Annotated in this window: 18 protein-coding genes; 4 read left to right on the top strand and 14 right to left on the bottom strand. The window is 40.9% G+C overall.

The features are described from left to right. Window positions 1-79 precede the first annotated feature (79 nt). The 3 genes from GGQ60_RS10840 (at window position 80) to GGQ60_RS10830 (ending at window position 5,167) form a co-directional block, all read left to right on the top strand. On the top strand, window positions 80-1,450 hold the full coding sequence (locus GGQ60_RS10840; RefSeq protein WP_183763556.1) for a sigma-54-dependent transcriptional regulator: 1,371 nt from the start codon (window positions 80-82) through the stop codon (window positions 1,448-1,450). A gap of 87 nt (window positions 1,451-1,537) precedes the next feature. Further along, window positions 1,538-2,893 (top strand): sensor histidine kinase, encoded by a 1,356-nt coding sequence (locus tag GGQ60_RS10835; protein ID WP_183763553.1) that lies wholly within the window; start codon window positions 1,538-1,540, stop codon window positions 2,891-2,893. 84 nt (window positions 2,894-2,977) lie between these two features. Further along, window positions 2,978-5,167, top strand: a complete 2,190-nt coding sequence (locus GGQ60_RS10830; RefSeq protein ID WP_183763550.1) for a bifunctional alpha,alpha-trehalose-phosphate synthase (UDP-forming)/trehalose-phosphatase — start codon at window positions 2,978-2,980, stop codon at window positions 5,165-5,167. A gap of 316 nt (window positions 5,168-5,483) precedes the next feature. Here the strand turns inward: GGQ60_RS10830 and GGQ60_RS10825 are convergent, their stop codons facing one another. The 13 genes from GGQ60_RS10825 to GGQ60_RS10765 form a co-directional block, all read right to left on the bottom strand. Next, complete coding sequence (locus GGQ60_RS10825; RefSeq protein WP_183763548.1) at window positions 5,484-7,268, bottom strand: glycoside hydrolase family 15 protein; 1,785 nt, start codon at window positions 7,266-7,268, stop codon at window positions 5,484-5,486. 148 nt (window positions 7,269-7,416) lie between these two features. After that, on the bottom strand, window positions 7,417-8,685 hold the full coding sequence (locus tag GGQ60_RS10820; protein WP_183763544.1) for a glucose-1-phosphate adenylyltransferase: 1,269 nt from the start codon (window positions 8,683-8,685) through the stop codon (window positions 7,417-7,419). Between the two features lie 8 nt (window positions 8,686-8,693). Then, entirely contained in the window at window positions 8,694-10,106 is a 1,413-nt protein-coding gene (locus GGQ60_RS10815; RefSeq protein ID WP_183763541.1) for a glycogen synthase, read from the bottom strand. Between the two features lie 843 nt (window positions 10,107-10,949). Continuing rightward, entirely contained in the window at window positions 10,950-11,744 is a 795-nt protein-coding gene (gene cobA / locus GGQ60_RS10810) for a uroporphyrinogen-III C-methyltransferase (protein ID WP_183763538.1), read from the bottom strand. A 398-nt stretch (window positions 11,745-12,142) separates the two neighbouring features. Beyond that, window positions 12,143-12,610, bottom strand: a complete 468-nt coding sequence (locus GGQ60_RS10805; RefSeq protein WP_183763536.1) for a hypothetical protein — start codon at window positions 12,608-12,610, stop codon at window positions 12,143-12,145. Between the two features lie 84 nt (window positions 12,611-12,694). Beyond that, window positions 12,695-13,705 carry a bestrophin family protein gene (locus GGQ60_RS10800; RefSeq protein WP_183763534.1) on the bottom strand — a complete coding sequence of 337 codons (1,011 nt, stop codon included), beginning with the start codon at window positions 13,703-13,705 and terminating at the stop codon, window positions 12,695-12,697. 236 nt (window positions 13,706-13,941) lie between these two features. Continuing rightward, window positions 13,942-15,192: a sulfate adenylyltransferase subunit 1 gene (locus GGQ60_RS10795; protein WP_183763532.1), complete on the bottom strand. Its 1,251-nt coding sequence runs from the start codon at window positions 15,190-15,192 to the stop codon at window positions 13,942-13,944. A 144-nt stretch (window positions 15,193-15,336) separates the two neighbouring features. Beyond that, a complete protein-coding gene (gene cysD, locus GGQ60_RS10790; protein WP_183763530.1) occupies window positions 15,337-16,242 on the bottom strand; it encodes a sulfate adenylyltransferase subunit CysD in 906 nt (301 codons plus the stop codon). Window positions 16,243-16,519: 277 nt separating this feature from the next. Further along, window positions 16,520-17,221 (bottom strand): phosphoadenylyl-sulfate reductase, encoded by a 702-nt coding sequence (locus GGQ60_RS10785; RefSeq protein ID WP_183763527.1) that lies wholly within the window; start codon window positions 17,219-17,221, stop codon window positions 16,520-16,522. A gap of 2 nt (window positions 17,222-17,223) precedes the next feature. After that, window positions 17,224-18,735 (bottom strand): TSUP family transporter, encoded by a 1,512-nt coding sequence (locus GGQ60_RS10780; protein WP_183763524.1) that lies wholly within the window; start codon window positions 18,733-18,735, stop codon window positions 17,224-17,226. Continuing rightward, window positions 18,719-19,495 carry a uroporphyrinogen-III C-methyltransferase gene (gene cobA / locus GGQ60_RS10775; protein WP_183763521.1) on the bottom strand — a complete coding sequence of 259 codons (777 nt, stop codon included), beginning with the start codon at window positions 19,493-19,495 and terminating at the stop codon, window positions 18,719-18,721. Before cobA (GGQ60_RS10775) ends, GGQ60_RS10780 begins: the two co-directional genes overlap by 17 nt. A 102-nt stretch (window positions 19,496-19,597) precedes the next feature. Beyond that, complete coding sequence (locus tag GGQ60_RS10770; RefSeq protein WP_183763519.1) at window positions 19,598-21,688, bottom strand: ferredoxin-like domain-containing protein; 2,091 nt, start codon at window positions 21,686-21,688, stop codon at window positions 19,598-19,600. Window positions 21,689-21,995: 307 nt separating this feature from the next. Further along, a complete protein-coding gene (locus tag GGQ60_RS10765; protein WP_029275042.1) occupies window positions 21,996-22,442 on the bottom strand; it encodes an RrF2 family transcriptional regulator in 447 nt (148 codons plus the stop codon). A gap of 215 nt (window positions 22,443-22,657) precedes the next feature. Here GGQ60_RS10765 and GGQ60_RS10760 point away from each other — a divergent pair, with 215 nt between their 5' ends. Next, the gene (locus GGQ60_RS10760) at window positions 22,658-23,878 is read left to right on the top strand and encodes a metallophosphoesterase (protein ID WP_183763516.1); all 1,221 of its coding nucleotides are present in this window, start codon (window positions 22,658-22,660) and stop codon (window positions 23,876-23,878) included. A gap of 130 nt (window positions 23,879-24,008) precedes the next feature. Here the strand turns inward: GGQ60_RS10760 and GGQ60_RS10755 are convergent, their stop codons facing one another. After that, window positions 24,009-26,429: a TonB-dependent receptor gene (locus GGQ60_RS10755; protein WP_183763513.1), complete on the bottom strand. Its 2,421-nt coding sequence runs from the start codon at window positions 26,427-26,429 to the stop codon at window positions 24,009-24,011. Window positions 26,430-26,665: the final 236 nt, after the last annotated feature.

Below are 26,665 nucleotides of genomic sequence, written 5' to 3'. Positions count from 1 at the left end.
CATTTTAACCTGTTCATTATCGGACAGTTTATGTGCGGGAGCGGACAGTTTTATTACTTTAGCACATCAAATTTAATTTATGTTAGACGCCACAGTTTTAATTATCGATGATGACGACGATATCCTGCTTAGTGCCCGTTTATTTTTAAAGCAGCAGGTAAAGCAGGTAATTACCTGTAAATCGCCTAAAGAAATCAATATTCTATTGAGTAAAAATGAAGTAGACATCATTTTACTTGATATGAATTACCAGAAAGGTGCAAGCGATGGCCGCGAGGGTTTGTATTGGCTGGAACACATTTTATCGATCGATAAAGATTATATCGTAATCTTGATGACGGCTTTTGGAAATGTGGAACTTGCCGTTAAAGCAATCAAAAAGGGCGCTACAGATTTCATTTTAAAACCCTGGGAAAATGAAAAACTTTTCGCAACCATTTCTGCTGCATCCAAACTCCGCGAATCGACCCGAAAAGTAAAAAAACTCGAAAAAATACACTCTTCGCTTCAAAAAGACCTTACACGTGGTTTCGAGAATATCGTGGGTGAGGCCGAGGGTATAAAACAACTGCAGGCCACCTTGCTTAAAGTTGCCCCAACAGACGCCAATGTGCTTATTTTAGGCGAAAACGGAACGGGTAAACAGGTTTTCGCACACGAAATTCACGGAAATTCGCGAAGAAAAAACCAGGTTTTTATGCATGTTGACTTAGGCTCCCTAAATGAAAATTTGTTCGAAAGTGAGCTGTTTGGCTATGCTAAGGGTGCCTTTACTGATGCCAAAGAAGACAAACCAGGCCGTTTCGAACTGGCAGATGGCGGAACAATATTTTTGGACGAGATCGGAAATTTAAGCCTGCCCCTGCAGGCAAAACTGCTAAGCGTTCTACAGAACCGAACAGTAACCCGTTTGGGCGAAAGTAAAGAGCGTAAGGTAAATGTACGTTTAATTACCGCTACCAATATGCCGCTAAACGAAATGGTAGCAAAAAATACGTTCAGGCAGGATTTACTTTTCCGTATCAATACCGTTGAACTCTTATTACCACCACTACGCAAACGAGGAACTGATATTTTACTTTTAGCCAATCATTTTATGCAGGTTTTCAGTTCAAAGTATCATAAAGAAATCCGTAAATTAAGCCATAAGGCGGAAGATGCGCTTTTAAATTATAAATGGCCTGGCAATGTGCGCGAATTGCAACATGTTTTAGAACGGGCAGTGATCATGAGTGATGGAAATGAAATTTCTGGAGAAGATTTACAATTGAGTCCGCAACGCTTTGCACAGAACAATGCCATCCCCGATGAAATGGCCCTAGAGGATATGGAGAAAATGATGGTGCAGAAAGCAATTGACAAGCACAAAGGCAATATATCAAAAGCTGCAGCCGAACTGGGCTTAACCAGAGCTGCACTTTACAGAAGAATTGAAAAATTTGGAATCTAAGAGAGGTGGACGGCATAAGGTTTAAGGCGTAAGGTTAATCACCAAACAAAACCTTAAACCCTATACCTTAAACCCTAAACCTTAATTATGTTTTACCAGCGCTTTACGTTTCGTTTACTATTTCGCCTAGTAATTATCAATCTGCTGGGCTACCTTTTGTTTTACCTGATCAAAAACACCCAGTTATGGTTTACCATTATCGGTGTTTCATTGATTTTATTGGGTGCCATTATTTCCCTTTATTATTATATTAATCAGATCAGGTCAGACATTAACCGTTTTATTTTGGCGGTAAAAACGCGCGATCATACCTTAAATTTTAAAAATAAGGCAACAAGGGGTAGTTTTCCGGAACTCTACGAATCGTTTAACGATATTTTACAGGTACATAAGCAGATCAGATTGGAGCAGGAGGCCATGTTCGAACTCATCAAAACCATTCTGGAGCAGGTACCTGTTGGCGTTATCGTGATGAATAATGCGACAGAAAAACAGCAAGAAGAAATTGCTTTTTTTAATCAGGCTGCTTCAAATCTTTTGGGAGTACCGGCTTATAAATACTGGCATAGACTAAAACAGCACCTTCCGGTATTTGCTACAGAGATAGAACAGATTTTAACCGGTGGAAAAAGGTTCCTTGAATTAAAAATACAGGATAAACTGATCCAGCTTTCTACTGAGGTTATTCCCTTAAACCTTTATGGTAATAATTATACCATCGTCAGTTTCCAAAACATTAAAGACGAAATTGAGCAGAAAGAAACCGAAGCGTGGAACAGGTTGATCGGTGTGATTTCGCACGAAATCCTGAATTCCATTACCCCTATCAGTTCATTATCAGATACGATCAATAAAATGGTAACCGATAAAAAAAACCTGACCGAGGAGGAAATGGACGACCTGAAAACGGCCTTACAAACCATCCGGAGACGCTCCTCGGGGCTATTGGATTTCGTAAAAGATTACCGTTTAATTGCCGAACTGCCCACACCAAACCTCCAATCGCACACCATTGGCGAAATATTAAAGCATATTAAAGTTTTGATGCAGCCGTTTGCGAAGGTTAAAAATGTGGTGCTTGATGTAGAGCAGACTTCTTCGAAAATAACCATACAACTCGATTTAAAATTGATAGAACAGGTATTGATTAACCTGATCACAAACAGTATTTATGCAGTAGAAAACAGGGAACTGCCGCACATTAATGTTAATTACCGGCTGGAAAATACCAAACTCTATATCGATGTGAACGATAATGGAAAGGGAATTGATGCCAACGATCTGGAGAAGATCTTTGTACCATTTTACACCACGAGAAAAAATGGATCGGGCATCGGATTAACCATTAGCCGCAATATTATGAAAATGCACAGGGGAAGTATCGAGGTGGTTTCTACCCCCCATGAGGGCACCACTTTTTCGTTGGTATTTAATTATGTTTGATCATGTGAATGTTTTTTGATGTAAAAAATCAAACAAAACCTGTTTTGATCTGCTTTTAATGATGTAGATACATCAAATACAAGCATGAAGACAGTTATAATATCGAACAGACTACCCGTTAAGATCATTGAAGAAAACGAGGAATACACGTTTATACCGAGCGAAGGAGGACTTGCCACCGGACTTGCCGATGTTTATAAATCAGGCAATTCCATCTGGGTAGGATGGCCCGGAATCGAAGTTCCCGAAGAACGGCAGGAAGAGGTTACCCAGAAACTCTCCGAACTAAACCTCTACCCGGTTTTCCTTACCCAAAACGAGATCAATTTATATTATGAGGGTTTTTCCAATGAAATATTATGGCCTGTATTTCACTATATGGTTACCTACGCTCATTTTGAGCAGAATTATTGGGACTGCTATAAATCGGTAAATGAAAAATTTGCAAAGAGTGCCATGCAAGTACTCCAAAGAAAAGATAAAATCTGGATCCAGGATTATCAATTGCTCCTTTTGCCAGGCATTTTAAGGCAAAAACTACCTGCTGCCACTATCGGTTTTTTTCAGCATATCCCTTTTCCGTCATACGAAATATTCAGGCTGATCCCATGGCGGGAAGAATTGCTTAACGGATTAACCGGTGCCGATCTGATCGGTTTCCATACTTATGACGATGTACGTCATTTTATCAGCACAGCAACACGTTTGCTTCCGGTAAACTCGTCGTCAAATGTGCTTAACAGTAATGAAAGGCAGATTGTTGTAGAGGCTTTCCCGATGGGTATCGACTTTAACAAATTTTCAGGATTAACTGCAACAAAAGAGGTAAAAGAAGAAATCGATTATTTCAGAACCGGAAAGGAAGGTATGAAAATAATCCTTTCCATCGACCGTTTGGATTACAGCAAAGGGATTTTGGAACGTTTGAAGGCATTAGAACTATTACTTCAGGTCCACCCGGAATACATAGGGAAAATCGAACTTTTTATGATTGTAGTCCCCTCGCGTGATACCGTGCCACAATACAGCGAACTTAGGGATCAGATCGATCAGTTTGTAGGTAATTTAAATGCAAGGTACCGCTCCATTAACTGGATTCCGGTAAATTATTTTTACCGCTCTTTCCCAATCGAGGTATTATCAGCGCTTTACGCTACTGCCGATATCTGCCTGGTTACTCCTATGCGTGATGGGATGAACCTGGTAAGCAAAGAATACATTGCCAGCAGGAACAATAACGATGGGGTACTTATTTTAAGCGAAATGGCCGGTGCCTCGAAAGAATTAACAGATGCAGTAATTGTTAACCCAAACAACCTTGGCGACATTATGGAAGCCATTGTAACTGCGCTAAAAATGCCTGTAGAAGAACAGCAGCAACGGATGAAAGCCATGCGCGCCATTGTAGAAAAATTTAATGTGAAACATTGGGTAAACAATTTTATTTTAAGATTAAACGAAGTGAAAGATTCTCAAAAATCGCTATTGACCAAACATGCGGTAAATGCCATTAACGAAGTGATAGCCGCTAAATATGCTAAAACAGCAGACCGGGTACTGTTTCTGGATTACGATGGCACCCTGGTAGATTTTACCGGAAATATCGACGATGCTTCTCCGGATGCCGAGCTTTACGACCTGATCGAAAACCTCACCATTGATCATGCCAACAAGGTCGTAATCATCAGCGGAAGGAGACATGAGACCCTCGAACAATGGTTCGGACATTTAAAGGTAGACCTTATTGCCGAACATGGTGCCTGGCAGAAATCGCATGGCGATAAATGGAACAGCTTGCCCCTCCTAACCGACCAATGGAAACAGGAAATTAAAACCTTACTGGAAACCTATACCGACCGGACGCCGGGATCGTTCATTGAGGAAAAAAGTTATTCTTTAGTTTGGCATTACCGTAAGGCAGAGGAAGGATTGGGCGAGCTAAGGGCAAATGAGATCATCAGCCACATGAAAATACTTGCTGCCGATAAAGGCCTGCAACTGATGCCAGGTAACAAAGTGATCGAGTTTAAAAACATGGAAGTCAATAAAGGAAAAGCCGCTTTAAACTGGCTATATGACAAACATCCCGATTTTATACTGGCATTGGGCGACGATCATACTGACGAAGATATTTTTAGGGCCATGCCGGAAGAAGCTTTTACAATTAAGGTTGGCAACAACATTTCTGAAGCCAAGTATTACCTGAACGATTTTAAGGAAGTAAGGAAACTGCTTTGGAGTTTGGTTAAAGAAGAGTTTGTGGAGCGGGGATAGTTTTTGCGTTCATCGTTATCTCGAGCGGAGTGCAACGTAGTCGGGAGATTTATCGCTATAAATCAGTGTGGATAGATCTCTCCATTCCACTGCTTTCCAGTCGAGATGACGAAAGTTTTTTGTAGAGTCTAATCAAGGTCTGTGTTCCCACAGACCTTTTTCATTGCATCAGGTTTAAAAAGAAATCCAACAGATTCTATATGATTCCGCAGATTTTTCTATGCAAATCTTCTTAACCTGCCTGACAATTAATTATTTCCTTAAGTTGGGGGATTTCTAATCCCGGCCCAGACAGTGAATTTGTAATCCACCATTACTACAAAAATATCGGCCTGTCCAGTTTAATCGCAATGCGGTAAGCAGCATTCATTAAACCTACATGACTATAAGCCTGCGGGAAATTTCCCCATTGGCTACCGGTCTTAGCATCTACATCTTCGCTGAATAAAAGCAGATGGTTACAATATTTAATGATGTTTTCAAATTCCTTAATGGCTTCGTCTGTTCTGCCTACACAGGCTAATGCTTCTACATACCAGAAAGCACAGATTAAAAATGTGGTTTTCGGTTTCCCAAAATCATCGGCATGCAGGTAACGGTAAAACAATCCGTCTTCCGTTTTCAATTCTTTTTCCAAAGCAATTAAATGGTTTTTGGCCCGGTCTGAAGCCGGATCAAGGTAATTCATCATAATCAATTGCAGCGTGCTGGCATCTAAATGCGGACTCCCGACAGCATTGGTATATACTTTTCTTTCCGGATCGTAGCAAGCTTCTATATGGACTGAAGCTTTATCAATCAGTACCTGTGCGCGCTTTTCAAAATCTTTGTTACCGATTGTTTTAGCCATTTTTAAAGCAGCCTGTGCTCCTGCCCATTGAAACAGGTTACTGTAGCAATGCACATTGGCAATATTTCTGAATTCCCAAATGCCTGCATCTTTTTCGTCAATGGTGCGTTCTATTTTAGACAGCACACTTTCTATCCATTTTACCGAATCGCTACGTTCAGAAAATACAAAGCGGTGATCGGTATAAAGTGGCAGCATAGAAATTAAAACCTGCCCATAAATATCATTCTGAATATGTTCGTAAGCCTGGTTCCCGACCCTGATCGGTTGTTCACCTTTATAACCTTCCAAATGGCTTAGAGTATGTTCTGTAATTTCTCTCTCTCCGGCAATCCCATACAAGGGTTGGTAACGTGTATCTTCAGCATGAGAGATATCAGAAAGGTAATTAAAATACTTTTCCATTTCCTCAAAATGCCCAATGTGGTTCAATGATGTTAACACATAATGCGAATCCCTCAACCAGCAATAACGGTAATCCCAGTTTCGTGTGCTTCCCGGCGATTCGGGCAAACTTGTGGTACTGGCAGCAATGATTGCACCCGTATCTTCGTATTGGTGGATTTTTAAAACCAGCGCCGAACGGATCACAAACGGCTGATAGAAGCCCGCAATGGAAGAATGTTTAATCCATAACCTCCAATAAGCTATGGTTTCGCGCAAAAAGTTTTCAGCCGTGCTTACTATTGGTGCTTCAAGGTTCTGTCCGTAAGTCATGATCAGGTACTTAGCCTCATTCAACACAAACGCCTTTTCATCAAGGATATAGGTAAGCGATACATTGGTACTTAAACGGATGTTTTCATCACAACCAAGATAATCGATATGGTTACTGCCCCTGCTCGGTTTCATTTTGCCTTTTCCATAATCGCAAACCGGTTCGCATTTTATTGTGATACGCGGGCTCCCCTCTAAAGGCTCAATTTTTCTAATGAACATTAACGGTTTAAAATAACGTTCGTAAAGGTGAAAGCGAGGTGCAAAATCGGTTACCCGGTATTTTCCGTCTTCAGCTGTAATTTCTGTCCTTAAAACATTGGTGTTTTCAATATAATATTGTGTAGAAGTAAATTCACCCTGTGGCAGGATAGAAAACTCTCCCCCTTTCTTCCGATCCAGTAAACTTCCAAAAACAAAGGGGCTATCGAAACGTGGCCAGCAAAGCCATGATATATCTGTATTTTTATTGATGTGGGCAATGAATGCACAGTTTCCTATGATTCCTGTTTGATAGAGGTGTTGTTCTGCCATAAGCTGTTTTTGTTTATTTTACAAACAAGCTTAGGGAGAAAATGTTGGGCAGAAAACGAAAAAAGGCCTAAAAGGAAAAGACCTTACAAGTTACTGAAACCTGTAAGGTCTGAAAAGATTCTTCGCTTCGCTTAGAATGACCGTATATCTAAATTACTGTTCCACTTGGTACAACAGCACCTTTTTTAATGACCACTATACCATCTTTAACTGCATAAAGCTCAAAATCGCCATCTTCTAAATGGTCGCCGCCATTAATTTTTACATCATTACCAATGCGGCAGTTTTTATCGATAATGGCATTATTGATAAAACAACGATCGCCAATACCGATCAGTGAATTTCCTTTACTTGTTTCGTCCTGTATCTCTTCCAGCGTCTGGTACCGATCGCTGCCCATAATGTAAGCATTGGTAATTATGGTGTCTTTACCTATTCTCGACCTGATCCCTAAAACGGCATGTTCTACCCTGCTGGCCTGGATAATGCATCCTTCAGCAATAATGGTTTTATCCAAAGTGGTCCCTGAAATTTTTGATGGTGGCAGCATCCTCGCCCTGGTAAAAATGGCATGATTACTATCAAACATATTAAATTTAGGGATTTCATCTGTTAAACCTAAATTGGCTTCAAAGAAAGATGAAATGTTACCTATATCGGTCCAATAACCTTCGTATTGGAAGCTTAAAACCCTGCTTTGTGTAATGGCCCTTGGTAAAATTTCCTTACCAAAATCCTTTTCCTCTTCGTTTTCGTTTAAGATATTAATGAGGTACTCGCGGTTAAAAACATAAATCCCCATCGATGCCAGAAAATTACGCCCTTCAGCCTGCATTTCTTCACCGGTATCTGAAATCCATTCTTCCAAACCCGTTTTAGGTTTTTCGATAAAAGAGGTGATCATGTTTTCATCATCAGCCTTTAGAATACCAAAATCGGTAGCATCTTTTGCCGTTACCGGTATCGTAGCAATGGTTATTTCTGCATTCGCCTCGATGTGCTTTTCGATCATATCTTTAAAATCCATCTGATAAAGCTGATCGCCAGATAAGATCAAAATATAGTCGAATTCGTGTGATACGATGTGGTGCATACACTGACGAACGGCATCTGCAGTACCCTGAAACCAGCCGGTATTCTGCACAGTTTGTTCGGCCGCCAGAATATCAACAAAAGCAGTACTGAAGTGGCTAAAGTGATAGGTGTTTTTAATGTGTTTGTTTAGGGACGCCGAATTAAACTGGGTTAACACAAACATGCGGTGGATGCCCGAATTGAGGCAGTTCGAAATTGGAATATCTACCAAACGGTATTTACCTGCAATGGGAACTGCCGGTTTAGAACGTGTTTGTGTTAGTGGCGATAATCTAGAGCCCTGGCCACCGCCAAGGATAACGCCTAAAACTTTGTCAGTCATGTTTAAGCTTATTTTAAATTTTGGTATAATTCTATATAATTCAAGGCTGCCCTGTCCCACGAATGATCAATTTTCATCATGGTTTTCCTTACAGCCTTAAAAGCTTTTTTATCATTGTAAAATCCAACCGCACGGTTAATCGAGTACGTAACGTCCCAAATGCTGGTCTGATCATGGCAGATCCCGAAACCACCGTCGCCAATATCAATCACCGTATCCCTCAATCCACCAACCCTGCGCACAATCGGAACCGTTCCATAACGTAAGGCATAAAGCTGGTTCAAACCGCATGGCTCAACCCTCGATGGCATGATCAGGAAATCTGCACCGGCATACATTTCGTGCGATACCTGTTCGTTATAACCGATGTAAACGTTATATCTTCCTCCAAAAATGTCTTTTAGCTGGTTTAACCGGCCTTCAACCCAATGATCACCTGATCCTAATACCAGGATATTGATGTTGTCGCCATGTTGTTCTAAAGCGGTATAAAAAATATCTGGTAGAATATCAGCTCCTTTTTCATCAACCAATCTACCGATAAAAGTAAACAGGGGTTTAGAAGGATCTAATTGAAAAACATTACAGAGGGCTGTTTTGTTTGCCAGTTTTCCTACATCTACCGTTTTTATACTGTAATTTTTGCTCAGCATCGCGTCGGTTTCCGGGTTCCACACCTCGTTATCGATGCCGTTCAAAATCCCTACAGATTTCCATCGTTCCTGCCGCAATAAGCTTTCCAGTCCGCGCGCATTGCCCATCATTTCTTCCAGGTAGGTTGGCGAAACCGTAGTTACTTTCCAGGCACACTTAATAGCCGAAGCCAGGGGGTTTATGGCATCATCCCAGCCCAGCAAGCCACCCTTCCATAAATCGAATGCAGGCAGGTAATATAGTTTATCCCAGCCAAACTGCCCCTGGTATTGTGCATTATGAATGGTTAAAACAGTCGGAACATTACTGATTGGCCGGTACTTTATACAATTTGACACCATAAAAGGCACTAAGCCGGTGTGGTGATCGTGGCAGTGGATTACATCCGGACGATGCTCCCATTGTACAATCCAATCGAGTGTCGCAACCTGGAAAGCAAAAAAACGTTCGGTATCATCGTGATAGCCATACACATTGGGCCGGTCTGTTAAACCCTGAATGTGGATAACGTATAAATCGAATCCCAGTTTATTGGTTTTCTCCTTTAAAATGCGGTATTGAAAATGGTGGTTACCATAGTTTCCCCAGGCATCGTAAGTCACTTCGAATTCGCTTTCGCGGATAAATTTTGTGTCGTATGCCGGCACAACCACTTTAGCAATATGGCCCAGTTTATTTTGATATTTTGGTAAGGCCCCCACTACATCGGCTAAACCACCAACTTTTGCAACAGGGTAACACTCGGCACTTATATGTATAATTTCCATCAACTATTTGGTGTAGATAACCCAAGTAAGTTACTAATTGTTTTGAGCTTTGCAAATAATGTAAATTATATTTTTAGTTGATTATTTTAGGTTTATACTAAAGCTTTTTATCAGTAGAAGTTAGCTTAAACGCGCATTGATTTTTAAGAAAAAATCGTCATCTCGACTGTAGTAACGCGAAATGGAGAGATCTGATTCATAATTTAATTCGCTGTTTTATTTGAAAGTGAAAGTTCAGTACTTCGTGGCGGCCGGCAGCCCTGCTTTCCGTTGCAAGTCCTCGTTGTACTCCGGGCTTTTCACTGCAATCAGGCTTAAAAACAAAGTGGGCGGGGTTAAGAATTGTAAATTCATCTGCGAAAAATCATCTTAAATCTGCGGGAACACGCCTTGCCTTTAGTTTCCCACTGATCTTCGCAAGAAAAAATCGTCATCTCGACTGTAGCAACGCGAAATGGAGAGATCTAATTCATAATTTAATTCGTTTTTTTTGTTTGAAAGCAGAAGTTCAGTACTTCGTGGCGGCCGGCAGCCCTGCTTTCCGTTGCAAGTCCTCGTTGTACTCCGGGCTTTTCACTGCAATCAGGCTTAAAAACAAAGTGGGAGGGTTTAAGAATTGTAAATTCATCTGCGGTGTACCTTAAAACTGCAGGAAAATGTCTGGCAATGGGTTTCCCGCTGATTGCGCAGATATGCGCGGAGGTTTTTGCTATGAACCCCCTGAAACCAGTTCAGGGTGACGGGCCGGTAATTTTAAATGCACAGTAGTAAAACAAAAAAACCGCTTAAATCCATAAGCGGTTTTTTAACAACAAAACAAATATATTTTTGGTTTAAAAATATCTAGTACTCTTCTGCGATGATTTCGTAAAAATCGCGGATCGGTTGAAACTGTGGATGAAGTGAAACCACATCGCCAAAAACCAATAGCGCAGGCGCATCAATTTTTTTATCTTCAACAATTTCGGCTATGGTATCTACTATACCAACAGCAATTTTTTCCTGTGGAGTAGATCCATTTTGAATTACAGCTACCGGTAACAGGTTTTTATGTTCTGCCTGGAAAATAGCGGCAATTTCCTTTACTTTTTCAATGCCGTTTAAAACTACAATGGTAGCCTTGGTTTTTGCAGCAATGTATAGATCTTCAGAAATTTCGCCTTTACTATTTGTTCCGGTTACGGCCCAGAAACTTTCGCTAAGGTCTTTATAAATCATCGGGATCTTTTGCAAACTAGGTGCGCCGGTGGCACTAGAAATACCCGGAATGATCTCGGTTGGGATGCTGTATGATTCTGCTGCATCGATTTCCTCATAACCTTTGGCAAAGAAAAAAGGATCGCCACTTTTTAAACGTACCACATGGCCGTAGTTCAAAGCATAATCAATGATCAGCTTGTTAACGGCATCCTGCGAAAAAGATTCATCATCTGAACGTTTTCCTACATAAACTTTCGGAATGCCATCTGGCGCATGACACAATAAAGCTTCGTTCACATTTGCATCGTACAAAACAACATCCGCTGTTTTTAATGCTTTAACACCTTTTAAACTAAATAAATCCGGATCGCCAGGACCAGCACCTATTAAAGTAATTTTTGGTTCAATGTTCGCTTTTTCTACTTTATTCAAAATCATAACAGAAAGTTTATGCTCGTTATACGTTTGTTTAATTATACAAATATATAAAGTCTATAGAAATTGTAGTAATTTATTTTAAAATATTTTTTCCTTTCCCCAGAATAATGTGATACCCACTTAAAATAAGTCCAGGATAAGGGTTACGGGGATGAAAAAGAAAACATCTTATTGATTAGTTCCGTGCCTCCGTGGCAAAGTAATTATGCATATGAATTAAAATTCAAAATAGCGGCACGTGACGACACGTACCACGGCGGGGAGATATTAACACAATAGACCCTGAAATAAATTCAGGGTGACGGGTAGCGATAGAAAATGGATTCGTATCTTCTATGTCCTCGTGGCAAAAATGCTATAAATGAGATCTTAGTGGCAGGTAAGCCCGTATTGGAGCTTTATTTACAATTCACTTCTGCAAAGGTAAATTTACCCGCTTCGTAATTAACGGGCTTTCCTTTAACAAAATATGATCTTCCTAAGGTGGTTTCAATCTGCCCAACCCCCATAATGAGTTTACCGTCTTTCTTTAGAAAAGCCAATGGATTGGTAAATACCTTGGTGGTATCTTTGCCTGTATTAAACCGGTAATCAACCAGTAAGGTATCACCATTAAACTTACCGTCTATTTTACCATTATTTTCAGGTTTATCGGCATACTTAACCAATAATGAACCGGTTACCTTACCAGAAGCCAGGGTTTTAATGATCATGGCCGCACTGTCTTTTTCAAATGCCGCTGCATAACAAGCTTCTTTAACTACCGAATCGGTTTTGGTTTTCGAATTTGTACCGCTTTTATTTTGGTTGCAGGCATAGGCAAACGGAAGAGCCGCCAGAACGAGGTAAATGAGATTTCGTTTCATATCAGGAGTTTTAGCATTTCAATTCATAATACTAATATACCAATATGATGCATACTTTGGGGCATTTCCATAACAGAAAAACCATTACATCAGGATAAAATTCTCAGGAGTTAAGGCTGACGGCAGATCAGTTTCATCAAGCATATCCCGCATATCAATTTCTATCGTTCTGGAAATATTAGTGATCGGAACATCATTGGCGCTTCCTTCAAAAGGGTTGGTAGAACTTTCACCAACGATATCCAGTGAGTTAAAAACCCAGGTTAACAAAATGGCAAATGGAATATTTAACCAAATGGAATAGCCCTCAATTAAAGTGCCGTTACCCAGTTTATTAAATTCGTTAAGCAGTCCGTAGGGTACCAAAAACACAAATAAATTCAGCATAATGGTAGCAATGGAAGAAAAATGACGTGGATAGGGAAAATTCTTAATGCGTTCTGCTTTACCCTGATTATCGTAAAAGCTGGTAATGGCGTTTTGTAAAGATTGCAGTTGCAGTTCGCTCAACATTCCCCCGGCAACCAGCTTATTAATGTGGGCAGATTGCAGCGCCATTAATTGTGTCGCTTTATTCTTCTTACTCAAAATGTATTTTAGCTCATTGGCAGAAAGATATCCGGCCAGGCTATCTTCCAAACTATCTATTTTTTCTGAAACCCTGTATAGCCTTGCATATTCAATATTACGCGGATCATTGGAGTTTTCCCAGGCCCTAGGTTCCCTTAATTGGAAGCGCAAGGCCGTTAACCAGGCAAAATGGCGGTAGAAAATGGTTTGAACATCTGTTTTTTTATCATGAACAGCCAGATAATCGCGTACCATTACACCAAATGCCCTGCTCGAGTTAATGATGGCCCCATAAATTTGCCGGGCTTCCCAAAGGCGGGCATAACTGGCATTATTTTTAAAACTGATAATAAATGACACCGCAGTACCCAAAAGCGCCACCGGTACCCAGGAAATGGAAAGAAATGTAAAATCGCAATAATGATAAAGTACGGTAGGAATAATGGCCAGAATAGTTAAACGATAAATATCGCGCCTGGTCCAGACAATAAATTCGAAAAAAGTATATTTTTTTCCTGCATGCATAAGTTAAGCGGTTATTAAGCGATAGTAAGTTAAACTAAGATATAAAAATTATCAGTGCTACTAAATTCCACATAAATTAACTGGGCGTAAAAGAAAAACAGGGCTATTGTTGCCAATGCCCTGCTGAAATTGCTTTCACACTATACCTTCAGGCACAGCGTTTTCATCTTATATTTGGTTGCGGTTTTGCCGGATAATATAATATTGATCCACCTCACATCTTCCATTTATTTATTTTATTCTACTGCGGCCCTGAACATTAATGCCCCAACAGTTAAATTGGTACGGGCATCAACCAGAATGGCAGAGCCGTTTGCACGGTTATCGTCGTATAAATCAAAAGCCAGGGCATCGGCAGTTTTTACAATCACGCGGCCGATATCATTCAGTTTAAACTCGTCTGCAGCATGTTTTTCCAACGTATTGATGTCTACCCTATGCAGAATTTCGCTGATTTTACATTTAGTGATTTTACTGTTGTGCTGAATGTTGTACATTATTGAAGTATCTAATGCACGGGTATCCATCCAACAAAGATCGGCCTCAATCAGTTTTGTTTCCTGTGGCAGAGCTGATGCATTTACAATGGTATCGCCGCGACTGATATCTACATCGTCTTTTAAATGAATAATAACCGACTGACCGGCGTGTGCAGCATCAAGCGCTTCGTCGAAAAACTCGATCTTCTCAACAACTGAGCTTGCACCTGATGGGAGAACCGTAACTTTATCATTTAACTTAAAGGTTCCGCTCAATACGCGCCCGGCATAACCACGGTAATCGTGCAGTTCTTCCGTTTGCGGACGAACCACCCATTGCACAGGCATGCGTGCCAATTGCGATCGGTCTAAGTGGTCGGTATCTACCTTTTCTAAGAAATGTAACAAACTTTCGCCTTCATACCAATCCATATGTTCAGATACCTGTACTACATTATCCCCTTTCAGTGCACTCACCGGGATATAGGTTACATCTGCAAGTTTTAATTGCTGGGCAAGGGTTTTGTATTGATCTATGATTGAGCGGTAAACGGTCTCGCTGTAATCTACCATATCCATTTTGTTGATACAAACCACAACATGTTTAATCCCCAACAAGGAGACAATATAGGAGTGGCGGATGGTCTGCTCGACCATACCGTTACGGGCATCGATTAAGATAATGGCCAGATTGGCAGTAGATGCTCCTGTAACCATGTTCCTGGTATATTGGATATGGCCAGGCGTATCAGCAATGATAAATTTGCGCTTTTCTGTCTGAAAGTATTTGTAGGCTACATCAATGGTGATCCCCTGCTCGCGCTCCGCCCTCAAACCATCGGTAAGGATGGCCAAATCGATTGTTCCATCATCGTTTTTGCGGTTAGAGCGTTGTAAAGCTTCTAATTGATCGGCCAAAATAGAATCTGTATCGTATAACAAACGGCCTATTAAGGTACTTTTACCATCATCTACGCTGCCTGCTGTGAAAAATTTTAATATGTTCATGTAATTTATAGTACTAAGATAAAAGTATCAAGTATCAAGGCCTTATTAAGAGGTTTGCTAATTAATACTATTTACTTGAATTATTTTAATGTTTATTAAAGTGGGTTTCAATCTTGTTACTTGATAATCACTACTTGATACTCCTTAAAAATATCCTCCCTTTTTCCTGTCTTCCATTGCCGCTTCAGAAACTTTATCATCCATACGGGCGCCACGCTCTGAAATTTTTGAAGCACTGATTTCAGCAATAATATCATCAATCAAAAATGCGTCAGATTCTACCGCTGCTGTGCAAGACATATCGCCAACCGTACGGAAACGCACCTGCTTGCGTTCAATAACATCTTCATCATCCATATTTAAAAACGGAGATGCAGCCATCAATTGCCCATTACGTGTAATGCAATCGCGTTCGTGCGAAAAATAAATACTTGGCAAATCTATTTTCTCCCGGCGGATATAGTTCCAAACGTCTAATTCTGTCCAGTTACTGATGGGGAATACACGTATATTTTCCCCTTTGTGGATCTTTCCGTTATAAATATTCCAAAGTTCAGGGCGCTGGCGTTTAGGATCCCACTGGCCAAACTCATCCCTTACAGAGAAAATACGTTCTTTTGCTCTCGCTTTTTCTTCATCTCTGCGTGCGCCGCCAATACAGGCATCGAAACCGTATTTAGCAATGGTATCGAGCAAGGTTACGGTCTGCAGGGCATTTCTACTGGCATTTTTACCGGTCTGCTCTACCACTTTACCCTGATCTATAGATTCCTGCACAGAGCCAATAATTAATTTTTCACCGATTCTTTCTACCATTTGGTCACGGTAAGTGATAGTTTCTTCAAAATTATGGCCGGTATCTATGTGCACCAAAGGAAAAGGAAATTTCCCCGGGCGAAAAGCTTTTTCTGCTAAACGAACTAATGTAATCGAATCCTTTCCACCTGAAAATAACAGGGCCGGTTTTTCAAACTGACCAGCTACTTCACGCAAAATGTGAATGGCCTCGGCCTCCAGTTCATCTAAATAATCAAAATTATATGTACTCATTACAAAATGTTGGCATGTTTAAATGTTGAATGTTGGAAGGTTCCGATCATTCAAGATTATATTTGTTGTTGTTATTTTGTTCAAAATTGTTGGAAGGTTTTAAAGCTGGAAAGTTGCCGTGCACTTGCTCAGATGCATAGTTTCCTATCATCCATCTTCCATGTTCCCTTTCGTCATCCCATCTCCCATTATCTGTTTCACATGTTCCATCTCTTTCACCTCTCCCATTTCCCTGCTTTCCACTACCCATCTTTCCAATTCCATCCTACATCTTCCATTAAGTGGTCGCATGTAAGCCGCATTCTTTTTTGCTCTGGTCTTCCCACCACCATCTTCCTGCCCTGAAATCTTCGCCAGGCTGTACTGCTCTTGTACATGGCGCACATCCAATACTCGGAAAACCTTTATCATGCAAGGTATTGTATACAATGTTATTTTCCCTGATGTAGGTTTTTACATCATCCAGCGTCCAATCGAATATGGGGTGAAATTTAACCAATTGGTTTCCTTCGTCCCATTCTACATCGTGCATATCCTCACGGTTGGCACTCTGATCGGCCCTGATACCGGTTATCCAGATTTCGTTCCCTTTTAATGCTCTTTTTAAGGGTTCAATTTTACGGATGTAACAGCATTCCTTTCTGTTTTCTACAGATTCGTAAAAGCTGTTCGGCCCTTTAGCATTCACCATATCCTGCAAGAGCTCATTTTGCGGGTAATAGGCATGAATGGGTTTATTATAGATTTCGAGGGTCCGGTTCCAAACGTAATACGTTTCCGGGAACAAACGTCCGGTTTCCAAGGTAAAAACTTTAATCGGAAGGTTATTGGCAAAAATCAAATGGGTAATGACCTGGTCTTCCCAGCCAAAACTGGTCGAAAATATAATACGGCCGGCATATTGTTCTGCCAAAAACTTCAATTTATCGATTGTATTCAAACCTGCCAACGCTGCTTTTATCTCTTCTAGGTTCTCCATCACTAAATTAATTTTAAAATAAACATAATTACACTGCGCAAACTCACAAGCATTACAATAATGCCCACTGCAACCATAATGGTTTTTGCCGAAATCTTATTCGATACTTTTGCAGCTATGGGCGCAGCAATTGCACTACCAAGAATCAGGCCCAGAACAGCTTCCCAGTGTTTGCCCCCCAGCATGGTAAAAAAGGTAAGCGAACTTAACGTCGCAATAAAAAAACGGCTGATTTTTACCGTGCCCAGCGAAAACAAAGGGTGACGGCCGCCCGCAATTAAGCTCGATAGAACAATCGATCCCCAGCCACCACCAAAAGCGGCATCGATAAAACCACCCATAAAGCCGAGTAGTCCGATTTTTTTGATTTTTTGATCGGCCTTTTTTCTTTTAATGTTAAAGGCTTTCATTAAAATAACCGCACCTAAAAACAGGGTATAAACTGCAACAACCGGCTTAACATAGCTGCTATAGTGCTCTAAGGAAGATAGGATATAAGCCCCCAATACCGCACCAACAATTGCAGGGATAATCAGTATTTTAAATAGTTTCCAGTTTACGTTACCCATACGGTAATGCATCCAGCCTGCAATACCATTGCTCATTACTTCAGAAATGTGTATAGCCATACTTGCCGATGCTGGAGGCAAGCCCATAGCAAGCGAAAAAGAAGCGGTTGTAACCCCGTACGACATTCCGATTGCGCCATCGATCAGGGCAAATAAAAAACCTGCACCTAAAAACCAGTAAAATAAGGGGTCGATATTAATTAAAAACGACTGAAACTCAGGTTCGGTATTCCAAAGGGAAAGCCCTATTGCCCCAATCAGGAAAACCGAAGCCAGCCAGATCAACCATTTGATATTCCGTTCAGCAAAGCTTTTTTTAGGATTGATTAAACTTTGGGTAACCTTGTTGAGTTTTTTAACTTTTGCAGAAAAATCGCCGTTCAAAGTCTGGCGCAAAGCACTCATGTTCTGCAGGGTTTCATCCAGTTCAGCAGGTAAACCTTCGTTTAAAATCTGTTTTAAACGTTTGGCAATGGTTGGCGATTTACCATTGGTAGAAATGGCAATCTTTAAATCTCCTTTCTGTACGATGGATCCCAGGTAAAAATCGCAAAGTTCTGGCTTATCAGCCACATTGATCAACAAACCACGCTCATGCGTTACCTTTCTGATCTCTTCATTTAAAATTTGGTTATTGGTTGCAGCAAAAACGATATCAATATTGTCTAAGTCGTTTATATCAAAACTTTTCTGCTTAACCTTTATCTGCGGGTAATCTGCTATAAGCGCATATACCTGCGGCGACACAATTTCTGCCACAATGGTAATGGTGGCATTGTGGCTGTTACTTATAATAGCCGTTAATTTCTCCAGCCCGATATTGCCTGCTCCAATTAATAATGTACGCAGCTTGTTCAGCTTGATAAAAACCGGAAAAAGCTGATTACCTTTTTCTTCTTCAGAAAAAGATATTGCATTATCAGTTTGGTTAGGCAATACTTGCATATTGTTTAATTAATTCTTTAAAGGATGGATGTAATGACACAACTTCGCCAAAAATTAATAAAGCCGGTGCTTTAATCTTTTCCTGGCGAACTAAATGTTCTATGGTTTCCACTACACCAACTACCAATTTTTCATCTGCTGCCGAGCCGTTCTGCACCACTGCAGTTGGCAAATTGTGTTTGCCTGCAGCTTTAAAAATCTCTACAATTTTTGGCAGCTTTTTAAGCCCCATAAGCACCACCACGGTTGCATTGGATTGCGCTGCCTGGTAAATATCGGCTGATACTTCTCCGGAAGTTGTAGTACCGGTGATTACCCAAAAGCTCTCGCTCATGCCACGGTGCGTAACCGGAATCTGCTGTAAACCCGGTACTCCGATCGAACTTGAAATACCCGGTATAACACTTACCGGAATACTGTAAGATGCGGCATAATCCAGCTCCTCGTATCCCCTGCCAAAAACAAAAGGATCACCTCCTTTTAAACGCACCACGTGCCCATAATTTAAAGCGTAATCGATCATTAATTTATTAATGGTATCCTGAGGGTATGAATGCTCACCTGAACGTTTTCCCACGTATACTTTAATGGCCTCAGCAGGGGCATATTCTAATAATGCCTCATTGGTTAAGGCATCGTACAACACCACATCGGCGGTTTGCAATGCCTTTACACCTTTTAAGGTTAATAAATCGGGGTCGCCCGGACCCGCGCCTAAAAGGGTAATTCTTGATTCTATATTTAATTTCTGATCGCTCATCTTTATATTAATTTGGAATGATGGAGTTTTGAACGGCTGGATGAAGAGTTGTTTGGCGCTTGGCGTCTGCTTTCTCAAATCTCATACCTATTGTCTCAAATCTCATTTCACCAATATTGCTCTTTTTTCCTTGATCTGATTTAAAAACTGACTGGCTTCTTCAAAATATTTCTGTGCAAACTCCGCCGTAGGTTCGTTTTTATTGATCTGTAAAACCAGGTCAGAAAAATTGGTTGGCAAATTAAATTCGCCAGTTTCTACGTAATGGTTATCAAATTCACGGATCACGCCTACCTGTGTACTGCTGTTTACTCCTTTATCCAATAATAAGGATTTTGCTGCGCTCACAAAGGTGCTGTAGGTATGGTAAATGGCATCAGCATAGGCACCCTTATCTAAGTTTTGCTTTGCCCAGCCAAATTTCTCATCAGCTTCCAGCAGTAAAGTGGCTACTAAATCGATTACCACCCCGGCACACTCACCCACACCAATGGCTGTTACAAATTCTTCAACATGACCCCAATCCACAAATTCTTCTGTTTGCAGGTTCGTTAAATCGGCCAGTGGTTTCAGTAACTGATAAAAATGATCTTTACCTTTTCTGTCATAATATTGGTGAAAGTTTTCGCCTTCCAGGTTATTATCTTTAAAATCATTTAAAATAAAATGAAGTACACTTGTTGCCCTTTTTGATGGCACTTTAATTACGCGTTCTGCCACACGGCCAACACCGTTACCAACGGTACCGCCACCAAGCATCACCTGTACGGCCGGAACAATTTTTCCATCTGCTTTTACCGAGCTTCCGTGGAAACCGATTTCTGCCAAACCATGCTGACCGCAGGAGTTCATACAACCACTGATTTTGATCTTGATGTTTTTCTCGTAAATAAACTCGGGGAAATCCGTATAAATTACTTCTTCCAGCACTTCGGCAAGTGTCATCGAGTTCGAAATACCCAAATTACAGGTATCAGTACCCGGACAGGTGGTAATATCGGCCAAACTGTCAAAACCGGCTGTGGTAAAACCGATTTTATTCAGGGCAGCATACAACGAAGGTAATGCCTCCTTGCGTACAAACTTTAACAATAAGCCCTGGTTTTGGGTAATCCTGATTTCATCAGCCACATATAACCTGATGGCATCAACAAAAGCTCTTGCTTTATCGGTTTTGATATCGCCTACCTGAACTTTTACGTAAACGCCATAAAAGCCAGCCTGTTTTTGTTCAACTACATTGGTTGCTAACCAGTGTTTGTAATGGGCTTCGTTTAATATTTCAACTGCCGGGTATTCCTGCTCTAAAGGTAAAGCAGGTTGTGGAACGGTATTGAGGTCTATTTTAAAGGTTTTTACTTTATTGGCGGTGCGCTCTTCAGCAACCAAACGCAACACCTCCGCTAAGCCCAGTTTCTGAACCAGGTATTTTAAACGGGCTTTGTTACGGTTATTGCGTTCGCCATAACGATCGAAAACGCGAAGAACCGATTCGGTAAAAGGGATGAGCTGATCTTCAGGCAAAAATTCGTGAACGGCATTGGCGAGGAAAGGCTGTGCACCTAAACCACCCGCAAATAACACTTTAAATCCACGTTCGCCATTTTCATTGATTTTCGGAATAAAACCTAAATCGTGAATATAGCTGAATGCTGTATCCCTGTCGCTCGAAGAAAATGAAATTTTAATTTTACGGCCCATTTCCTGACAGATCGGGTTACGCAAAAAGTAGGCAAATACCGCTTGTGCATAAGGCGATACATCAAAAGGTTCTTCCGCATCGATACCCGAATTCGGAGAAGCGGTTACATTCCGTACCGTGTTTCCACAGGCTTCGCGGAGGGTAATGTCATCCTGTTCCAGTTTTGCCCAAAGCTCTGGCGTGCGGTCTAAACTCACATAATGGATCTGGATATCCTGACGGGTTGTTAAGTGCAGGTTGCCACTTCCGTACTCATCGGCAATATCGGCAATACGCAATAACTGCTTAAAAGTTACCTTGCCAAAAGGTAGTTTAATACGCACCATTTGTACACCTGGTTGTCTCTGTCCATAAACACCGCGGGCCAAACGAAGGCTCCTAAACTTTTCGTCGTGGATGGTTCCATCTCTGAAAGCTTTAATCTTGTTCTCTAAATCGATGATGTCCTGCTCGACAATCGGATTTTCGAGTTCTGTTCTGAAACTTTGCATATGTGTTGTTAGCTTTATTCAAAAAATGCCTCCCTTTACCGAGAAGCATTCCATATTTTATACTTAAAATTATCTGTAGGCTCCTGTTAATGTGTTTTACAACAACAGTAAATCATTTGCTTAACGGTTAATTGGTGATGTATAAAATTGAAGTTCATGCGTCAAATATATAAAGTATATAGGAATAGTCGTAATTTATTGTAAAAAATTTTACGAAATCTTGTTAAACCTCGCAGTTTTTTTTTTTAGAAAGCATTTTCAAACCCATCAGGTTTTAAAAACCTGATAGATTTCTGGAAATAAAATATTACAAATTAACAATACCGATTTTCAGGTTATCCTCACGGCCAATAACATCGGCAATACTGGTTTCTGTTAAAACCTTAAGGGTAGCATCCCTTACATCGATGAAAGCGCTTCTGATGCCGCAGGTTTTCTCATCTACACACTCATCACATTTGTGGTAAAAGTTTAAACTTGCACATGGCACCATGGCAATGGGTCCATCGGTTACACGCATTACGTGTACCAACAGAATCTCTTCAGGTTTTTTGTTTAAGCTATAGCCGCCCCCGGCACCCTTTTTACTGTACAAAAAGCCGGCATTGCGCAGATCAAGCAGGATTTGCTCCAGGAATTTTTTCGGGATATGCTCCTCCTCTGCAATTTTCGAAATCTGCATTGGTGGTTTATCTAAATTTTTACCCAGCGCAACAAGCGCTTTGATGGCATATTTTGTTTTTTTGGACAGCATATTTGCACAAAGCTAATAAAAGAAAGTAAATTATAAAATATGCAACAGGAAGTTGATTTTAATTCAACATACTATCATATTCGTAAATATAATGCATAAAAACGTTAATTGCTTTAATCAAACCAGCGTAAAAATAATCGCATCCCGTAACAGTAGACTATTATCGGCGTTTAAATTCTATTTTTACCCTATATTCTGATTACAGATTCTTAACCATGAGAAGAAAACTCAATCTATTGCCGCTCCTGGTAGTTGCAATTATATTTTTTGCCTTAAATGCCTATGTACTATCGGGCTTGGGCACCCTTAACCAATCCAGTTTACTCAGTCCTGTTTTCTGGGTTTTTATCATCGGTTTAACTTTTGCCCTGTTTTTTGCTATCCAACAGATGCGCATCCAGGGTGTTAACCGGTTTTTCCAGATTGTTAGTCATGCTTTTTTAATTGTTTTCGTTGCCGAGGTTGTTTTTGCTTTTTTTCTGCTCCTTGGCGACATTTATAGGTTATTGGTTGCGCTCGCCACTAATTTTGAACCCGGCGGCTTCCACATTACAAGCCGCAGCAACTACTGGGTTGATTTTGCCTTTGTTATGTTCTGTTTAACCATTGCTTTATTTGCCTATGGCATTACCCAGGGTAAATATGCTTACCGTGTAATTAAACATACCCTGTACTTTGATGACCTACCCGAGGCTTTTGATGGTTTTACCCTCACCCAGATTTCGGATGTACATGCCGGCAGTTTCACCAACCCCAAGGCGGTACAAAAAGGTATCGACATGATCAATGCGCAAAAAAGCGACCTGTTTGTTTTCACCGGAGACCTGGTGAATAATGCCGCTTCAGAAATCGTTCCGTATATGGGTCATTTCGCCCAGATTAAAGCCCCATTCGGGCAATTTTCTGTTTTAGGCAACCACGATTATGGCGATTATATTAAGTGGCCAACAGAAGCAGACAAAATCAGGAATTTAAACCAGTTAAAAGCTTACCATAAAGAACTGGGCTTTAAACTTTTACTGGACGAACACGTAGAACTGCATAAAAACGGCGAAAAAATTATCCTTGCAGGGATAGAAAATTGGGGAATCGGCTTCGGGGAACGAGGCGACCTGAATAAAGCCCTTCAAAATACAGATGTGAATGATTTTAAGATACTTTTATCTCACGACCCATCGCATTGGGATGCCCAGGTAAAAAATTATCCTTCTAAAATCCAACTATCTTTAGCCGGACATACGCATGGTATGCAATTCGGTATCGAAGCTTTTGGAATTAAATGGAGCCCGGTAAAATACCGTTATAAACACTGGGCAGGCATCAAGACGGAAAATGGCCGGTATCTGAATGTGAACCGCGGCTTTGGTTTCCTTGGCTTTTCAGGGCGGATCGGTATCTGGCCGGAGATCACCGTAATTGAATTGAAGAGGAAGTAACCAAAAATGCCCCAAATTGGGGCATTTTTGGTTACGCGACCGTCATTCCCGCGCAGGCGGGAATCTTAATGCAAGCAACAAGTCCAGCTATGGCATTACGATTCCCAATCAAGTTGGGAATGACGAACCGCTAGTAATTAAGCGTATAGGTTAAATTATACGTACGGCCGCGGCCTGCATAGTAAAAGGTTTCTGGCCTGGCTAAAGAGGAATACAAATACTGTGAACGTTGGCTCCAAATGGTTTGGTAATTTTTGTTCAACAGGTTTTGTACACCGATTGATAAACTCCCGGTGAATATTTTAACTGATCCCAATAAATCAACTGTTGTATAGCCTTTTAATTCCCTGCCCGTTCCAATATCATCTTTTGAATCGAACGAATGGAAAATTTGTGCTTTTAAACCAAATACTTTACCATGATAACCTAAATAACCTGCCAACTTAGACGGACTGGCCACAGTTACATCCTGTAAAGCCCAGGTACCATCAGTATTCTGTTTCTGTGTTTTAATGTACAAACCATTTGCTCCGGCCTCAAAACCGCTTTTCAGGTTCAATGATAACGAGCCTTCGATACCGATATTTCTAACTTTTTCGTCAAAAACTTCAATATTGAAAGTGCTGTTGGTTTTTACATTTTTATCTGATAAGGCATAGAAACCAGCTAACTGTGCATTAAATACGCCCGTACGGTAACGGTAACCGGCTTCGTACTGCTCTGTTTTAATACCGGTTAAAGGAGAACTGGCTACATTGATCGAGTTGCCCAGGTTCCAGCTGGTACCGGCCAACGTATAAGTACCCTGTCCGTAATATTTAGCCGGATCAGCTAAGTTAAATCCTTGCGAAAAGTTAACCCAAACCTGTTGTGGTGCATTGATTTTAATCACCAAACCACCGTTTAACAGATTAACATCATAATGGTTTTTACCACCTGCAATAGGCGAAGCTGTTGTACCTACACCGTAAGCCAAAGGCACTGAAGCTGTAGTACCCACAAAATCGCCCACTTTAACAAACATACGTTGCTGGCGCACCCCTCCTGATAGGCTCAAAAAATCCGTTACTTTAACCTGTGCCTGTAAAAAGCCCGATAAACCATTTACCCTGAAATTAGGATAACGGGCAATCGTAGCTATTGTACTGTTGGTTAAACCGCCTGATGCAAAGGCTTTTGCCCTATCGAACAAGGCCTGCTGTGCATTAAAGTTTTCGTTATCAGCATCAACGCCATAAGTTAGGTTAAGCCTGTTCCAGTCTTTGTTCAAAACCAGTTTTAAAGCACTGTAGTTCGTATTTTGGATCGATGAACCACTATAAAGCCGCTGTGGTATTGCAGCCTGTCCCGGAAACGGGTGAAAACTGAACTGCTCACTTCTGGCAGCTGCCTGTACATAAAGTGTTTGTCCGCCTAAAATCTCACTTGCCTGATAGTTGGCATTGATGTTCGCCCTGCTGGTTTTTGGATCAACATCAGAAGAGTAGCCGTTTCTCATTTCCAATAAGGCCGGGTTAGACAGCAGACCTGCATAGTTGGCACCTAAAAACAAGTCGGTATTACCACGGTAACCCGAATTGTAATATTGGGCATTCACTGATAACTTCTGGTAATCGCTTAACTTAAATTCGGTACTTCCGAAGAAATCGAACGATTGGTTGTACTGCAAATCGGTTTGCGTAATATCCGTAAAAATCTGTTTTCCATCGGCGCCATAAGCTGCATTGTTTTTTTGGAAAGCTATACCGATACGCCCGTTCCAATCCTTGCTGCCACCAGAAATGGCCTGCGCCACACGTACATCGTGATCGCTCTTTTCTTTCAATCCGCTGCGTACACCAACCTGTGTGGTAAAACTAGGCTGGCTGTCTTGCCCTTTTTTGGTGATGATATTGATGATACCACCTGTTGCGCCACCGCCATAAACAGCGCTTGCACCCGATAAAACTTCGATACGCTCAATATTAAAAGGGTCGATAGATTCGAACTGACGGCTTACGCCTCGCGTACTGTTTAACGATACCCCATCAATCATCACCAGGGCATCCCTGCCACGCTGGTTCTGTCCGTAATTGGTACGTCCTTCCGGACCCGCATCCAAACTTGGGATCAATTGGGCTAAGGTTTGTTTTAAAGGAATACCCGCGCGTGCCTGTTCCTGGATTTTTGCTCCGTCTACCACCCAAACCGTACCCGGTATCTCGCTGATTTTGGTTGGCTTACGCGATGAAACCACTACGACTTCCTGCATATTAGCGGTTGGACTCAGATTAATTGTCAGGCTTACCGATTGGTTTTTAACCAAATTAACTTTTTGCAGTACCGTGGTATACCCCACGTAACTTACCTGTAAAACATAAGCGCCTTCGGATAATTTTAGTTCGAAAGTACCATCTGAATTTGTAGTAACAGCGTTGCCCTTTCCTTCCACTTTAACATTTGCCCCGGCTAGCGGAGCCGTTTCTCCAAGCACTTTACCATTTATAGTCTGTGCTTTGCCTGTAAGGATAAACCCACAGATCAGGATTGCAATTAAGTATAGATTCTTCATTAATAATTATTTTTTTGCGCAAATCAATCATTAATTTAGATTAAATCCAAATAAAATAAATTAATTTTTCAGGTAATAGTAGACTCAAACGTTTGACAATACACTCTTAAGTAACTTACCAACAATATGTTAAAAATATTTTAAATATTATTTTTAATCAATCTAAATAAAGACATACCTTAGCGACGGAAATATTTTGCTGAAAACGGTTACTAAGTTCTAAGCATCAGGCTAAC

The organism is Pedobacter zeae, from assembly GCF_014196715.1.
Lineage (GTDB): Bacteria > Bacteroidota > Bacteroidia > Sphingobacteriales > Sphingobacteriaceae > Pedobacter > Pedobacter zeae.
Note: the sequence above shows the minus strand (reverse complement) of the source record. Positions and strands in the feature narration are given on the sequence as shown.